This is a genomic window from Chromobacterium sp. FG22, assembly GCF_057809415.1.
Genome location: NZ_JBMDJX010000001.1, coordinates 351,404 through 365,207, shown reverse-complemented (window position 1 = coordinate 365,207; position 13,804 = coordinate 351,404). Strand labels below are relative to the sequence as shown.

Sequence of the window (13,804 nt, the reverse complement as noted above, 5' to 3'; positions counted from 1 at the left end):
CCCGCTCCATCAATAATTCTTGCGCAGATCCAGGCCGCGGTACAAACCCGCCACCTGATCGGCGTAGCCGTTGAACATCAGCGTCTTGCGCTTGAAGAACTCGCCGATGCGGCGCTCGCTGGCCTGGCTCCAGCGCGGGTGATCCACCTCCGGGTTCACATTGGAATAGAAACCGTACTCGCGCGCATTGGCCCTATTCCAACTGGTGGCCGGCATGGTTTCCTGCAGATGGATGCGCACGATGGACTTGATGCTCTTGAAACCGTATTTCCACGGCACCACCAGGCGGATGGGCGCGCCGTTCTGATTGGGCAACACATCGTTGTACAGGCCGACGGCCAGAATGGTCAGCGGATGCATCGCTTCGTCCATGCGCAGGCCCTCGCGGTAGGGCCAGTCCAGCACCCGGCCGCGCTGGCCGGGCATTTCCGCCGGCCGCTGCAGGGTTTCGAAGGCCACGTACTTGGCGCGCGAGGTCGGGTTCATCTGCTTGAGCAGACTGGCCAGCGGAAAGCCCACCCATGGAATCACCATGCTCCAGCCCTCGACGCAGCGCAGCCGGTAAACGCGCTCCTCCAGCGGCATTTTCAGCAATTGCTCGATGCCGAAGCTGCGCGGCTTGGCCACCTCGCCGTCCACCAGCACGTTCCAGGGACGGGTTTTCAGGCTGCCGGCATTCGCCGCCGGGTCCGACTTGTCGGTGCCGAACTCGTAGAAATTGTTATAGCCGGCAATCTCTTTCAGGCTATTGGCCTTGTCGTTGCCGGCCAGCGTCGACAAGGGGCTTTTCTTGGCGGCCAGCGCCGCCAGCGTCTCGGCGGACAGCAGCAAGCCGGCGCTGCCCAGCATGAAGTGGCGGCGGTTCAAATACACGCCTTCCGGCGTGATGTCCGACGAGGGAATATCGGCGGGCTTCTTGATCAGCATGGCGGTGTCTCCAGTCTTTACCCCCATGAGTCGGGAGCGGCTCCTGAATCTGACAATCGACCACGCCGATAATTTACGCAAGCGGCTCCGCATCCGCCCGCCAGGCCTGACCCAAGGCGCTGCCCTGGCCGCCGTCGCGCGCCAGGCGCCGGCCTATGGCCTGCAAGGCGGTCCAGCGCGGCCCGCACCAGTCCGGCGCGATCAAGGTGGGCGCTTGCGCGGTGGCCGACACCCGATGGTAGACCACCTGCGGCGGCGTGCGGCGGATCAGGCTGGCTGCCAGCTCGGCGTAGTCGTCCAGGCTCCACGGCGTCACTTCGCCGCGCCGGTATTGCGCCGCCATCCGCGATCCGCGCACCACCATCAGCGGATGCAGCTTCAGCCCTTCCACGCCGATATCCAATACCGTGTCCAGCGAGGCGTGGACGGCGGCGGCGTCCTCGCCGGGCAGTCCGGCGATCAGATGGGTGCAAATCTTGAGCCCGTGCCGGCGCGCGCGTCGCACCGCGTCGCGATATTCGGCCAGGCCGTGGCCGCGCCGGATCAAGGCCTGGGTCTGGTCATGCGCGGTCTGCAAGCCCAGTTCCAGCCACACCTCGCCGCCTTGGTCCTGATATTCCGCCAGCAGGGCCAGCGCGGCGTCCGGCACGCAATCCGGCCGGGTGCCGACGCACAGGCCCACCACATCGGCGCCTGCCAGCGCCTCGTCGTACAGCCGGCGCAGCAGCTCGGCTTCGGCATAAGTGCTGGTATAAGCCTGGAAATAGGCGAGGTAGCGCCGCGCGCGGTCGGTCTTCTCCTTCTCCCGCGCCAACTGCTCGCTGATAGACAAGGCGGCCGGGTCGCGGCCGAAACTGCGCACATTGCAAAAGGTGCAGCCGCCGCGCCCCAGCGTGCCGTCGCGGTTGGGACAGGTGAAATCGCCGGCGAGCGACAATTTATGCACCGGCTCGCCGAAGCGGCGTTTCAGATAATAGCCAAAGGTATGCAGATGCCGGGTCAGATCCATCGCCAAACAAAGCCCAAAGCCGGGCAGTCTAGCAAGCAGGCCGCCCGGAAGCGCTGAGCGGGATCAAGGATGGACGCGGCGGCACCGCTCTTAAAGACGATGCCAGCCCAATAGATACAGCAGCGAAAACAGCCCGGCGCTGAGCAGCAGCGCCAACGCCAAGGTGCTGAACAGCTCGTGCAGGCTCTGCCGCTGGCGCCGGTTGAGCAGCCAGCGCGCCAGCATCAGCAAAACGCCGCACAATACGAAAAACTTGAAGAGACGACCGAACATGGCGGGCCAGCGGAAGAAAGTCGCCCGATTATCCGGCGCGCCGCCCCGGCTGGCAAGACGGCTGTCGCCGGCGGCGAAAGACATGCTAAAGTCCTGGCTGTAGCCTACAGGAGGCTCCGCGACAGAGAATGGCCGGCATGGACCGGCCGCCGGCGGAGCGACAGCATGCGCGCAGCCGGCCCCGGCTCGCCGCGCATGCCGAAAATAGCAAAAGAGGCACTCAAGTCACCATGTCCGACCTCCACGACTCCGTCGGCATCGTCACGGCCCAAACCGCCGTGTTCGATACCCCCTTGCCGCTGAACAGCGGCGCCGTCCTGCCCGGCTATCAGCTGCGCTTCGAAACCTACGGCGAACTCAACGCCGCCAAAAGCAACGCCATCCTGATCTGTCACGCCTTGTCCGGCCATCATCACGTGGCCGGCCGGCACCAGGCGGACGACAAGGCCGCCGGCTGGTGGGACAATATGGTGGGCCCCGGCAAGCCCATAGACACCCGCCGCTTCTTCGTGGTGGGCGTCAACAATCTGGGCGGCTGCCACGGCAGCACCGGCCCGTCCAGCGTCAATCCGGCCACCGGCCGGCCCTGGGGTTCCGGCTTTCCCGTCGTCACCGTGTCAGACTGGGTCACCAGCCAGGCGCGGCTGGCGGACCGGCTGGGCGTGGAACGCTGGGCGGCGGTGATAGGCGGCAGCCTGGGCGGCATGCAGGCCATGCAATGGAGCATCGACTACCCGGAGCGCATCGCCCACGCGTTGCTGATCGCCTCCGCGCCCAAATTGTCGGCGCAGAACATCGCCTTCAACGATGTGGCGCGCCAGGCCATCCTCACCGATCCCGAATTCCACGGCGGCGATTTCTACGCCCACGACGCGCTGCCGCGGCGCGGCCTGCGGCTGGCGCGCATGCTCGGCCACATCACCTATCTGTCCGACGACGGCATGGGCGAGAAATTCGGCCGCATGCTGCGCTCCGGCGAGTACCGCTTCGGCTACGACGTGGAGTTCGAGATCGAATCCTATCTGCGCTATCAGGGCGACAAGTTCTCCGACGCCTTCGACGCCAACACCTACCTGCTGATGACCAAGGCGCTGGACTACTTCGATCCGGCCAAGGACTTCGGCGGCGATCTCGTCGCCGCGCTGAAAAAGGCCAGCGCCCGCTTTCTGGTGGCCAGCTTCACCAGCGACTGGCGCTTCTCCCCTGAGCGCTCGCGCGAAACCGTCAAGGCGCTGGTGGCCGCCAACCGGCCTGTGTCCTACGCCGAGATCGAATCCGTCCACGGCCACGACGCCTTCTTGATGACCGACGAGCCCTATGTCCAATTGATGCGCGCCTACCTCGACCGCGTGGCGCGGGAGGTGCAAGCATGAACGCTCCGCAAACCACGGCGCCCTTGCGCGCCGACCTGCGCCTGATCGCCGACTGGATCGCGCCCGACAGCCGCGTGCTGGATCTGGGCTGCGGCGACGGCGCGCTGCTGTCCTGGCTGGGCCGCAACAAACAGGTGGTCGGCTACGGCGTGGACCTGGATGTCGGCAATGTCGTCAAATGCGTAAACGCCGGCGTCAACGCGCTGCAAGGCGATCTGGAAACCGGCCTGGCCGAATTCGACAGCGACGCCTTCGACCACGTGGTGCTGTCGCAAACCATACAGGCGATGCGCGAAACCGAGCAGATCCTGAACGAGATGCTGCGCGTCGGCCGCGAAGCCATCGTCACGTTTCCCAACTTCGGCTACTGGGAAAACCGCTGGCAGATCCTGCAAGGCCACATGCCGGTCTCCGACACCATTCCCTACCAGTGGTACGATACGCCCAACATTCACTGGTGCATGCTCGGCGACTTCGAAGCGCTGTGCGCCAAGAATCGGCTGCGCGTGGTGGAACGCGTGGTGATGAACGGGGTCAAACGGGTGACTTTCATGCCCAATCTGCGCGGCAGCCTGGCCTTCTACCGGGTGGCGCGCCAATAACAACAAGCGGCGGGCTCGTCTCGCCGCGCGATCCGTAGAAACTGGCCTGCCCATGAGCAACACAACCATAGACTGGCGGCGCGACGTCTTTTCGCGCACGATGCTGATCTGCGTCTTCACCGGCTTCGCCTCCGGTCTTCCGCTGTACACCCTGATCAATCTGCTTCCCGCCTGGCTGCGCAGCGAAGGCGTCGACCTCAAGGCCATTGGTCTGTTCGCGCTGATCGGCCTGCCCTATACCTGGAAATTCCTGTGGTCCCCCTTGATGGACCGCTACGTGCCGCCGCTGCTGGGCCGCCGTCGCGGCTGGATGCTGCTGACCCAGCTGGCGCTGATCGTCACCATGGCCGGCTTCGGCCTGTTCAACCCGGCCCAGCACATCTGGAGCATCGCCGCGCTGGCGGTGGGCGTGGCCTTCTTCTCCGCCAGCCAGGACATCGTGCTGGACGCCTATCGCCGCGAGATCCTCAGCGACAACGAACTGGGCCTCGGCAATACCGTGCACATCAACGCCTACCGCTTGGCCGGCCTGGTTCCGGGTTCGCTGTCGCTGATCCTGGCCGATCACATCTCCTGGGACCGAGTCTTCCTGATCACCGCGCTGTTCATGATCCCCGGCCTGCTGATGACGCTGCGAGTCAGCGAGCCCAAGCTCGCCGGTCAAGCGCCCAAGACCCTGCGCGAAGCCGTGGTCGAACCCTTCCATGAATTCATCACCCGCCAGGGCTGGCAGGGCGCAGCCTGGATTCTGGGCTTCATCTTCCTGTACAAGCTGGGCGACAGCATGGCCACCTCGCTGGCCACCCCCTTCTACATGGACATGGGTTACGCCAAATCCCAGATCGGCCTGGTGGCCAAGCACGCGGCGCTGTGGCCGGCGGTGATAGGCGGCCTGCTCGGCGGCCTGTGGATGATCAAGCTGGGCATCAACCGGGCGCTGTGGGCCTTCGGCGTGGTGCAGGTGCTGTCCATCCTGGGCTTCGCCTGGCTGGCCAGCTACGGCCGCTTCGCCTCCATCGGCGCGCATGAACTGAGCATGCTGGCCGTGGTCATCGGCTTCGAGGCGCTGGGCGTGGGTCTTGGCACCGCGGCCTTCGTCGCCTTCATCGCCAAGAGCACCCACCCGGCCTACACCGCCACCCAGTTCGCCTTGTTCACCAGTCTGGCGGCCGTGCCGCGCACCCTGGCCAACGCCTCCACCGGCTACATCATCGACGCCATAGGCTGGACCAGTTTTTTCCTGTTGTGCACCGCGCTGGCGTTGCCCGGCATGGTGTTGTTGCTGAAAGTCGCCCCATGGAGGGAAAAGGAGGGAGCATGAAGGCATGGAAACCAGCGTTGCTCTGCGCAACGCTGCTGAGCGCGTCCTGCGCCGCGTCGGCCTCCGCCGACACGGCCATGCAAACCGTCAAATACCGCTGCAACGGCAGCAAAATGGTGGTGGTGGAGTATCCTCAGCAGCAAAGCGGCGCCGCCATCCAGCTGAACTGGAACCATCACCGCTACCGGCTGACGCCGGCCAAGGTCGCCCAGGGCGAGCGTTATGTCAGCCAACAACTGATCTGGTCGCTGCTGGACGAGCAGGCGCGCCTGACTACTCGCGGCGGCCGCGTGCTGGCGCAAGGCTGCCGCAAGATCCAGCTGCCGGCAACAGCCGACGGCGCTTAATCTCCCCAGGCCCGGCACGACTGCGGGCCGGACTCCTCCGGCCCGCATTGCGCCAGATTGCCGTCCTGATCCAGGCTCAGCTGCAAGCGGCCGGCCAAACGGTGGCCGGCCCTGGGCTTGGCCAGCAGACGGAAACTGGCTTGTCCGGCGCTGTCCGAGCCCAGGCTGACGCTGCCCAGCCGAATGTCGAAATCGCGGGTGGCGGATCGCGGCAGAGGCGGCCATGCCGCGGATCCCGAGCGGTTTTCCAGGTGCCAGCGCTGGATGAAATGCAGATTCTCCAATAGCGCCGCGCGCGCCTCCGCCAACTGCCCGCGCAATATCTGCTGCTGATAGGCCGGCCAGGCCATCGCGGCCAGAATGGCCGCCACCGCCATCGCCGTCAGCAATTCCAGCAAACTCATGCCCGCTTGCGTCCTCATTGCGCCTCCTCCGGCAAACGCCAATTCAAACGCCCGCCGCGGCCGGCCTGCGCCCCCGCCCCGGCCCAGAACCAACTCTGCACGGTCAGCATGTCGCGCTCGCTCTCGCCCCAGACCCTCACGCTGACTCGATACAAGCGGCCGTCCACGCCGGCGATCCGGAACGCCGGATTGAGCAATTCCAGCACATAACGCGGCGAACTCCAGCGCTGCCCAGCGCGCGGCCGCGCCGGCAAGCAGGACGCCGGCGGACGGCCCGGCGTCGCCTCCAAGCCGCGGCTGGGGCCGCAAGGATGCAAGAGCGGCCATCTCGCCCCGTTGATCTGGGCGCTGCGCCGCCACACATCGGGCTCGGTCGCGCACAAGCCGTATCCGACGCCGGCGACGGCGGACAGGCAATCCGGCATGAACCAGCCCAGGCCGCGGGCGTCTCCTTGCCAGGGAATGCCGGCTTCGCTCGCCAGAGCGTCCTCGAAGCGGAGATTCAAATCCAAGGTTCGCCGTTCCGCCGCCCGCAAAGCCTGCAAGGCCGCCAGCCTCAATGCGCGCTCCTCCGCCAGATTGCGCGTGGCGCGCTGCTCCACCGCCACCGAGCGCGCGCTGCCCATGGCCAACACCGTCAGCAGACTGAGCAGCGGCAGAATCAGCCACAACACCGCTCCGCGCCGCCGGGCCCTCATCCGCCCGGCTCCAGCGCGCACGGCAGGGCCGGCGTCAGCGCCACCACCGTGGTCCAGCTCCGCCGGCGGCCGCCCGCTTGCAACTCAAGCGCCAGTTCCACCCGCGACAGCCGCTTCCAATCCTCCGCGGCCAATTGCTCCGGCCCCTCCCTCCAGGCCAGCGCCAATGGTCGACACCCGCTGCGAACGCCAAGGCGCTGCCTCAACGCCACCACGCCCGTCGCCAGCAATTGCGGCGGCTCCGCCGCCCTACCGGGCAGGCTTTCCTCCAACCACAGCGCGTCGCCATCGTCACCCTCGCGACGCAGAACGTAACGCTGCGAGGCGATGGCCAAGACCTCCAAGGAGGCGATGTCCGCGCCGCTCAAGAGCCCGGCCCTCACCTCCCCCGGCCAGGTCAGCACATGCGCGCCGGCCTCCCGTCGCCATTCCAGCCCCGGCTCGCCCCGCTTCAACAGCCTCAGGCTGGAACAACTGACCAGCGCCGCCTCTTCCCAATCCGCCTCGCCTTGCCAACTCAACGTGGTCCGCGTCGCGTCCTCCGCCAGCAAGGCCGCCGCCGCGCCAACCCCGTAGCGAAAGCGCATGCCTTCCGGCGCCTCGAACCCTCGCCCCGGCGACTCCATCGCCTGCGCGCAAGCGAAACGTCCATGCTTGCGCCAGCTTTCCGCCAATTGCGCCAGCGCGAACTGTCCATCCTGATGTTGACGCAAACCGTTCTCCAACACGCGCAAGCTGCCCTGCATCGTCAACGCCCCCTGCAAGGCCAGCGCCAACACCAGCAGCCCCATGCTCGTCGCCACCATCATTTCCACCAGGGAGAAGCCCTGGACGCGCGCGCGGGCCGCCACGGTCAAGGCTCGTCCAAGGCCAGCGCGTAACGACGCTCAAAACGACCGGCGCCGTCTCCGGCCGACATGCCGGTCCAAGTCAGCCTCACATAGGCAACGGCGCCCTGCTGCTCGCAAAGCGCCGTCATCGCGTCCAGCGCGCCGCGGCATGAGCTCGCCTCTATCGCCCCTTCCAAGCCTTCCAGCCGCTGCCGCAAACGCGCCCAATCCTCCAGAGCTTGCAACGACGCTTGCTCCGCCGCCGTCTCCGGCCACAGCAGCGCCGCCTCCCCCAGCTCGAGCGCCGCCGCGATCGCCTCCGCCCGCAGCAAGGCGTCGCGGCCATGCAGCAGAGCGCGCAATTGCACCGAGGACAGCGCCAGCATCGACACCATGACCAAGAACAAGGCCAGCATGGTTTCCAGCAAGGCCCCACCGCGCACGGCGGGCTCAGACCGGGCAGTCATGATCCGCCCTGCCGACTTCCGCCCGGCCATGAGCGCTGACCGTCAGCGTCAAGCACACGCCGGCGCGCGGGCTTTCCAACAACAGGCGCGCGCTCTGGCCGCGCGCCAGCCGCCCGTTCGGCATGAATTGCAGCTGATCCCCTTCCGCGCGCATCCTGACCTTGCCCACGGCGAACACCAGCAGATGCAAACGCTCCTGGCTGTCGTAACCGGCCTGGGCGCCGCCCCCTTTATCCGCATACACCAACGCGCCGCGGTCCCACACCTGCCGCTGCTTGGCGCAGCCTTGCAATTGCAGATTGCGCTTCAGATTGGCCGCGCACACGTATACCGGCCGCTTGCTCCTCAGCGCCTCGCTGCGGGCGAAGTGCAATAGATTGGCCATTGCCTGGGCATGGCTGCGCAATTGCTGCGTCGACAATAAACGGCCCAGTCCCGGCGCGGCGATCGCCAGACAGAGCAGCATGATCGCCAGAACCGTTATGGCCTCAATCAGGGTGAAACCGGTCTGAGTTCGCATCGCAGGCTCCCCGTCTCATTGGGTACCTGGCTAATATATTAAGCAAAGCGAGGCGGACGGAACCGATCTTGTTCCCGCCGACGCCCGTCTGGCCAAGCATTTAGACCAGGACCAGGAAAACGACACAGGCATGAAAAAAGCCAGCCTGAGCGGCTGGCTTTCAGATGGCGACGCAAAGCTGGCTCAGTGCGCGCTTTCCCAGCTTTCCCCCGCGCCCACTTCCGCCAGCAAGGGCACCTTGAGCTTGGCCACGCCGGCCATAATCTCGGGCAAGCGGCGTTTGACCAACTCCAGCTCGGCGTCCGGCACTTCCAGCACCAGTTCGTCATGCACCTGCATGATCAGCTTGCTGCCCAGGCCCTCGCCCTGCAGCCAGTCCTGCGTCGCAATCATCGCCAGCTTGATCAGATCCGCCGCCGTGCCCTGCATCGGCGCGTTGATCGCCGCGCGCTCGGCGCCGGCGCGGCGCGCCGGATTGGACAACTTGATTTCCGGCAGATACAGGCGACGGCCGAACACGGTTTCGACATAGCCTTGCTCGCGCGCGGTCTCGCGCGTGGTCTGCATATACTCGGCCACGCCCGGGTAGCGCATGAAATAACGGTCGATGTATTGCTGGGCGGCGCTGCGCTCGATGTCCAGCTGCGCGGCCAGACCGAAGGCGCTCATGCCGTAGATCAGGCCGAAGTTGATCGCCTTGGCGGCGCGGCGCTGATCGGCGCTGACCTGGGACAGCTCGACGCCGAACACCTCGGCGGCGGTGGCGCGATGGATGTCCTCGCCGCTGGCGAAGGCCCGCAGCATGCCGGCGTCGTCGGACAGATGCGCCATGATGCGCAGCTCGATCTGCGAATAATCGGCGCTGACGATCACATGCCCCGGCGGCGCGATGAAGGCCTCGCGCACGCGACGCCCTTCCGAGGTGCGCACCGGAATGTTCTGCAGATTGGGATCCGAGCTGGCCAAGCGCCCGGTGATCGCCACCGCCTGCGCGTAATTGGTGTGCACGCGGCCGGTGGCCGCGTTGATCAGCTGCGGCAATTTGTCGGTGTAGGTGGACTTGAGCTTGGCCAGGCCGCGGTACGCCAGAATGCATTTGGGCAGCGGGTGCTCCAGCGCCAGCGTTTCCAGCACCGATTCATCGGTGGAGTAGCCGCCGGACGGGGTCTTCTTCACGCCCTTGGTGGGAATGCCCAGCTTGCCGAACAGGATTTCCTGCAACTGCTTGGGCGAATTCAGATTGAAAGGCTGGCGGGCCAGATCGTAGGCCTGGTTTTCCAGCTTCAGCATTTCGGTGCCCAACTGATGGCTCTGCGTCGCCAGACGCTCGCGGTCTATCAGCACCCCGTGGCGCTCCATCGCGAACAGCACCTCGGCCACCGGCAGCTCGATGTCCCGGTAGACCTCGCGCAAGCGGCCATTCAGCAGGCCGGAGAAATATTGATTCAAGCGCAGCGTGATGTCGGCGTCCTCCGCCGCGTAATTGGCGGCGGTGTCGATGTCCACCTCGCCGAAGCCGATCTGCTTGGCGCCCTTGCCGCAGATCTCCTCGTAGCTGACCGTGGATTCGCCCAGGTGGCGGCGCGCCAGATCGTCCATATTGTGGCGTTCATGGCTTTCCACCACATAGGACGCCAGCAGGGAGTCGTCGACCACCCCGGCCAAGCGGATGCCGTGGTTGGCGAACACATGGCGGTCGTACTTCAGGTTCTGACCGCACTTTTTCTTGCCGGCGTCTTCCAGCCAAGGCTTGAGTTTGGCCAGGCTCCGCTCCAGGTCCAACTGCTCGGGCGCGCCGGCATAATGATGGCCCAGCGGCAGATAGGCGGCTTCGCCGGAGTGCACCGAGAAGCTAACGCCGATGATGCGCGCCTGCATCTGGTCCAGGCTGGTGGTTTCCGTGTCCAGCGACACCACATCCGCCGCGGCCAGCTTGGCCAGCCAGGCGTCCAGCTGCGCGGCCTCCAGAATGGTTTCATAGCGCCGCTCCGCCGCCGTTTCCGGCAGAGCCGGGCTGTCCTGCGCGGCCTCGATGGCGAACAGATCGTCGCCCTGGGCTCCGCCCGCGGTCTGCGCCACCGCCGGCATCTCCTCGCCCTCGGTCACCTCGCGGTAAAAGGTGCGGAAGCCCAGGCCCTGATACAGCTCGGCCAGACGCGGCTTGTCCTTGAGGCCGTGCTGCAGGCTGTCCAGGCCATAGGGCATGTCCGCGTTCAGATCCACATCACACTTGATGGTGATCAGCTCGCGGCCCTTGGGCAGCCAATCCAGCGCCGCGCGCAGGTTCTCGCCTACCTTGCCCCCTACTTCCGCCGCCTGGGCGATGACGGCGTCCAGGCTGCCGTACTGCTCCAGCCACTTGACCGCGGTCTTGGGCCCGCACTTGTCCACGCCCGGCACATTGTCCACCTTGTCGCCGATCAGGGTCAGATAGTCGACGATCAATTCCGGCGGCACGCCGAACTTGTCCTTGACCCCGTCGCGGTCGAAGGTTTCATTGGTCATGGTGTTGACGATGGACACCTGTCCGTCCACCAACTGCGCCATATCCTTGTCGCCGGTGGAGATGACCACCCGCATGCCGGCGGCCGCGCCGGCGCGCGCCAGCGTGCCGATCACATCGTCAGCCTCCACGCCCGGCACCACCAGCATCGGCCAGCCCGAGGCTTGCACCACCTCATGGACCGCCGTAATCTGGGAGGCGAGTTCCTCCGGCATCGACGGGCGATTGGCCTTGTACTCGGGGTAAAGGTCGTCGCGAAATGTCTTGCCTTTGGCGTCGAAAACGCAGGCGCTATAATCGAACTGCACTTCCTTCTCCAGCCGCCTGAGCATGTTCACCATGCCATAGACAGCCCCCACCGGGCGGCCATCCGGAGAACGCAAATCGGGCATCGCGTGAAAGGCGCGGTACAAATAAGAAGAGCCGTCGATCAATAACAGTGTTTTCATAAAAAGAGGCAGAATATGAGCTTGTCCGATAAATTACCGCAAACCAGCGATCGTCACGCGATGATGCAGCGTTTCCGTTCCCTCGAAGCCTGGCATGTGATGAAGATCATGTCGGAGTTTGTCGATTCGGCGGAAGCCTTGCAAGGCATCATGCCGGCGGTGAGCATCTTTGGCAGCGCGCGCACGCCGCGCGACCACAAGTATTACAAATTGACCGAAGAAGTCGCGCGTCTGCTGTCGGACTCCGGCTTCTCCGTTGTTTCCGGGGGCGGCCCCGGCATCATGGAGGCCGCCAATAAAGGGGCATTCTACGGCAGAAGCCCGTCGGTGGCGCTGAATATCGTGCTGCCGCACGAACAAAAACCCAATGAATACCAAGACCTGAGCATCAAGTTCAACCACTTCTTCAGCCGCAAGGTCATGTTCGTCAAGCACGCTATCGCCTACGTGGTGATGCCGGGCGGCTTCGGCACCCTGGACGAAATGTTCGAGGCCCTGACGCTGATACAGACCGGCAAGAGCCGCAAGATCCCCATCATCCTGTGCTGCCGCGAGTTCTGGGAGGGCCTGCTGGACTGGGTCAAGGACAGGCTGATCAGCGAAGGCATGATCAATCCCGAAGACATGAATCTGATCCAACTGATCGACGATCCGCGGCAAATCGTCGAAACTATCTTCAAACATTACGAAACCCGCGGTTTTGAAGCGCTGCCGGAAGAGCGCGAACAACTGCTGCACCTTTAAAACTGATGACAATCAAGGACCACGCCATGCGCCGCCTGCTCGCCGCCCTCGCCCTGCTGCCATTGACAGCCGCCTGGGCCGATACGCCCCCTCCCGCCAAGACCCCGGTGCCGCCGCCGCCGACGATCAGCGAACAAAACGCCGCCACCGCGGAACCGGAGGTGCGCATCATCCAGAAGGGCGAGGAGAAGATCGAAGAATACCGGCTCAACGGCCACCTCTATATGGTCAAGGTGACGCCGTCGCACGGCGTGCCCTATTACCTGATGGACGACAACGGCTCCGGCACCATGAAGCAGATCGACCCCGCCAACCGCATCATCATCCCGCGCTGGGTGCTGATCCGGTTCTGAGAGGGCCACTATGTCGGTTTACACCACGGTCAGCCATGACCAGATGCAGGAATGGCTCAAGCGCTACACCTTGGGCCAGTTGCTGGACTTGAAGGGCATTGCCTCCGGCATCACCAATACCAATTACTTCCTCACCACCACGCACGGCCGCTATGTGCTGACGCTGTTCGAAGCGCTGAAGCTGCAGGAACTGCCTTATTACCTGACGCTGATGAGCCACCTGGCGCGCCACGGCGTGGCCTGCCCGGCGCCGGTGGCCGACAACACCGACCAGTTCGCCTCGATGCTGGCCGGCAAGCCGGCCTGCCTAGTCAGTTGCCTGGACGGTGCCGACGTCGCGCAGCCCACCCCGGCGCAATGTCGCGCCGTAGGAGAAATGCTGGCGCAAATGCATATCGCCGGCGCCACCTTCCCCGGCAAGATGGCCAATCCGCGCGGTCCGCGCTGGTGGAGCGAAACCGCGCGCCAGGTCTACTCCCGCATGGACGAAGACGCCGCCGCCTTGCTGCGTGAAGAGGTGCAACTCCAGGACAGCCACCGCTTCGATCACCTGCCCTCCGGCGTGATCCACGCGGATCTATTCCGCGACAATGTGCTGCTGGACGGCGACCGCATCGCCGGCTTTATCGACTTTTACTACGCCTGCAACGACGTGCTGCTCTACGACCTGGCCATCGCGGTCAACGACTGGGCCCGCAGGGCGGACCACGGCATAGACGACGAGCGCGCCGCCGCGCTGCTCTCCGGTTATCAGTCGGAACGCGAACTCACCGCGGAAGAGAAAAAAGCCTGGCCGCTGATGCTGCGCGCCGCCGCGCTGCGCTTCTGGGTGTCGCGGTTGCAGGATCTGCATTTCCCGACGGCGGGCGAGATGACCTATACCAAGGATCCCAAAGTCTTCCAAACCGTGCTGGCGGCGCATCGCTCGCGCAGCGACTGCTGGCTGCGACATTAATGGCACACTCACTCCCGTCGTGTTGACAA

16 protein-coding genes are annotated in these 13,804 nt (G+C 65.1%); 7 read left to right on the top strand and 9 right to left on the bottom strand.

From position 1 onward, the window contains the following. Positions 1 to 9 precede the first annotated feature (9 nt). The 3 genes from msrP to ACODSD_RS01720 all read right to left on the bottom strand — a co-directional run bounded on the left by msrP (position 10) and on the right by ACODSD_RS01720 (position 2,209). Positions 10 to 927 carry a protein-methionine-sulfoxide reductase catalytic subunit MsrP gene (gene msrP, locus ACODSD_RS01730; protein WP_107800747.1) on the bottom strand — a complete coding sequence of 306 codons (918 nt, stop codon included), beginning with the start codon at positions 925 to 927 and terminating at the stop codon, positions 10 to 12. 73 nt (positions 928 to 1,000) lie between these two features. Continuing rightward, positions 1,001 to 1,936, bottom strand: a complete 936-nt coding sequence (gene mnmL / locus ACODSD_RS01725; protein ID WP_253314198.1) for a tRNA modification radical SAM protein MnmL/YtqA — start codon at positions 1,934 to 1,936, stop codon at positions 1,001 to 1,003. Between the two features lie 90 nt (positions 1,937 to 2,026). Beyond that, a complete protein-coding gene (locus tag ACODSD_RS01720) occupies positions 2,027 to 2,209 on the bottom strand; it encodes a protein MIGRI (protein ID WP_048413183.1) in 183 nt (60 codons plus the stop codon). A 230-nt stretch (positions 2,210 to 2,439) separates the two neighbouring features. Here ACODSD_RS01720 and metX point away from each other — a divergent pair, with 230 nt between their 5' ends. From metX to ACODSD_RS01700, 4 genes are read left to right on the top strand one after another with little or no spacing between them, the layout of a single operon-like run. Then, on the top strand, positions 2,440 to 3,582 hold the full coding sequence (metX, locus tag ACODSD_RS01715; RefSeq protein WP_107801990.1) for a homoserine O-succinyltransferase MetX: 1,143 nt from the start codon (positions 2,440 to 2,442) through the stop codon (positions 3,580 to 3,582). Next, positions 3,579 to 4,184: a methionine biosynthesis protein MetW gene (gene metW, locus ACODSD_RS01710; protein WP_227105300.1), complete on the top strand. Its 606-nt coding sequence runs from the start codon at positions 3,579 to 3,581 to the stop codon at positions 4,182 to 4,184. Before metX ends, metW begins: the two co-directional genes overlap by 4 nt. A 52-nt stretch (positions 4,185 to 4,236) precedes the next feature. Continuing rightward, the gene (locus tag ACODSD_RS01705; protein WP_486635972.1) at positions 4,237 to 5,505 is read left to right on the top strand and encodes an AmpG family muropeptide MFS transporter; all 1,269 of its coding nucleotides are present in this window, start codon (positions 4,237 to 4,239) and stop codon (positions 5,503 to 5,505) included. Then, positions 5,502 to 5,852 (top strand): MliC family protein, encoded by a 351-nt coding sequence (locus ACODSD_RS01700; RefSeq protein ID WP_253314195.1) that lies wholly within the window; start codon positions 5,502 to 5,504, stop codon positions 5,850 to 5,852. The genes ACODSD_RS01705 and ACODSD_RS01700 overlap by 4 nt, the downstream gene beginning before the upstream one ends. On the opposite strand, the gene ACODSD_RS01695 is transcribed toward ACODSD_RS01700, so the two are convergent. From ACODSD_RS01695 to polA, 6 genes are all read right to left on the bottom strand, one after another. Next, positions 5,849 to 6,274, bottom strand: coding sequence for a type IV pilin protein (locus tag ACODSD_RS01695; RefSeq protein ID WP_488876650.1), 426 nt, complete (start codon positions 6,272 to 6,274; stop codon positions 5,849 to 5,851). The genes ACODSD_RS01700 and ACODSD_RS01695 overlap by 4 nt on opposite strands. Further along, positions 6,271 to 6,954, bottom strand: coding sequence for a hypothetical protein (locus ACODSD_RS01690; protein WP_488876649.1), 684 nt, complete (start codon positions 6,952 to 6,954; stop codon positions 6,271 to 6,273). Before ACODSD_RS01690 ends, ACODSD_RS01695 begins: the two co-directional genes overlap by 4 nt. Beyond that, the gene (locus tag ACODSD_RS01685) at positions 6,951 to 7,805 is read right to left on the bottom strand and encodes a PilW family protein (protein ID WP_488876648.1); all 855 of its coding nucleotides are present in this window, start codon (positions 7,803 to 7,805) and stop codon (positions 6,951 to 6,953) included. The genes ACODSD_RS01690 and ACODSD_RS01685 overlap by 4 nt, the downstream gene beginning before the upstream one ends. Before the next feature lie 2 nt (positions 7,806 to 7,807). Continuing rightward, the gene (locus tag ACODSD_RS01680; RefSeq protein WP_488876647.1) at positions 7,808 to 8,251 is read right to left on the bottom strand and encodes a hypothetical protein; all 444 of its coding nucleotides are present in this window, start codon (positions 8,249 to 8,251) and stop codon (positions 7,808 to 7,810) included. After that, the gene (locus tag ACODSD_RS01675; RefSeq protein ID WP_488876646.1) at positions 8,235 to 8,771 is read right to left on the bottom strand and encodes a GspH/FimT family pseudopilin; all 537 of its coding nucleotides are present in this window, start codon (positions 8,769 to 8,771) and stop codon (positions 8,235 to 8,237) included. Before ACODSD_RS01675 ends, ACODSD_RS01680 begins: the two co-directional genes overlap by 17 nt. A gap of 183 nt (positions 8,772 to 8,954) precedes the next feature. After that, positions 8,955 to 11,723: a DNA polymerase I gene (polA, locus tag ACODSD_RS01670; protein WP_488876645.1), complete on the bottom strand. Its 2,769-nt coding sequence runs from the start codon at positions 11,721 to 11,723 to the stop codon at positions 8,955 to 8,957. A 15-nt stretch (positions 11,724 to 11,738) separates the two neighbouring features. On the opposite strand from polA, the gene ACODSD_RS01665 reads away from it, so the two are divergent. Genes ACODSD_RS01665 through thrB form a run of 3 tightly spaced genes read left to right on the top strand, consistent with a single transcriptional unit; the run spans position 11,739 to position 13,775 of the window. Further along, a complete protein-coding gene (locus tag ACODSD_RS01665) occupies positions 11,739 to 12,467 on the top strand; it encodes an LOG family protein (RefSeq protein ID WP_488876644.1) in 729 nt (242 codons plus the stop codon). A gap of 26 nt (positions 12,468 to 12,493) precedes the next feature. Then, positions 12,494 to 12,820 carry a DUF2782 domain-containing protein gene (locus ACODSD_RS01660; RefSeq protein ID WP_235086150.1) on the top strand — a complete coding sequence of 109 codons (327 nt, stop codon included), beginning with the start codon at positions 12,494 to 12,496 and terminating at the stop codon, positions 12,818 to 12,820. Between the two features lie 10 nt (positions 12,821 to 12,830). Beyond that, positions 12,831 to 13,775, top strand: coding sequence for a homoserine kinase (thrB, locus tag ACODSD_RS01655; protein WP_488876643.1), 945 nt, complete (start codon positions 12,831 to 12,833; stop codon positions 13,773 to 13,775). The last annotated feature ends 29 nt before the right edge of the window (positions 13,776 to 13,804 follow it).

Bases quoted from the DNA above. Each gene is read 5' to 3' on its own strand.
- ACODSD_RS01700 (WP_253314195.1), top strand. From the start codon at position 5,502: ATGAAGGCATGGAAACCAGCGTTGCTCTGCGCAACGCTGCTGAGCGCG.
- ACODSD_RS01665 (WP_488876644.1), top strand. From the start codon at position 11,739: ATGAGCTTGTCCGATAAATTACCGCAAACCAGCGATCGTCACGCGATG.
- ACODSD_RS01680 (WP_488876647.1), bottom strand. From the start codon at position 8,251: ATGACTGCCCGGTCTGAGCCCGCCGTGCGCGGTGGGGCCTTGCTGGAA.
- mnmL (WP_253314198.1), bottom strand. From the start codon at position 1,936: ATGGATCTGACCCGGCATCTGCATACCTTTGGCTATTATCTGAAACGC.
- ACODSD_RS01675 (WP_488876646.1), bottom strand. From the start codon at position 8,771: ATGCGAACTCAGACCGGTTTCACCCTGATTGAGGCCATAACGGTTCTG.
- ACODSD_RS01695 (WP_488876650.1), bottom strand. From the start codon at position 6,274: ATGAGGACGCAAGCGGGCATGAGTTTGCTGGAATTGCTGACGGCGATG.
- ACODSD_RS01720 (WP_048413183.1), bottom strand. From the start codon at position 2,209: ATGTTCGGTCGTCTCTTCAAGTTTTTCGTATTGTGCGGCGTTTTGCTG.
- polA (WP_488876645.1), bottom strand. From the start codon at position 11,723: ATGAAAACACTGTTATTGATCGACGGCTCTTCTTATTTGTACCGCGCC.
- msrP (WP_107800747.1), bottom strand. From the start codon at position 927: ATGCTGATCAAGAAGCCCGCCGATATTCCCTCGTCGGACATCACGCCG.
- metX (WP_107801990.1), top strand. From the start codon at position 2,440: ATGTCCGACCTCCACGACTCCGTCGGCATCGTCACGGCCCAAACCGCC.
- ACODSD_RS01690 (WP_488876649.1), bottom strand. From the start codon at position 6,954: ATGAGGGCCCGGCGGCGCGGAGCGGTGTTGTGGCTGATTCTGCCGCTG.
- ACODSD_RS01660 (WP_235086150.1), top strand. From the start codon at position 12,494: ATGCGCCGCCTGCTCGCCGCCCTCGCCCTGCTGCCATTGACAGCCGCC.
- ACODSD_RS01705 (WP_486635972.1), top strand. From the start codon at position 4,237: ATGAGCAACACAACCATAGACTGGCGGCGCGACGTCTTTTCGCGCACG.
- thrB (WP_488876643.1), top strand. From the start codon at position 12,831: ATGTCGGTTTACACCACGGTCAGCCATGACCAGATGCAGGAATGGCTC.
- metW (WP_227105300.1), top strand. From the start codon at position 3,579: ATGAACGCTCCGCAAACCACGGCGCCCTTGCGCGCCGACCTGCGCCTG.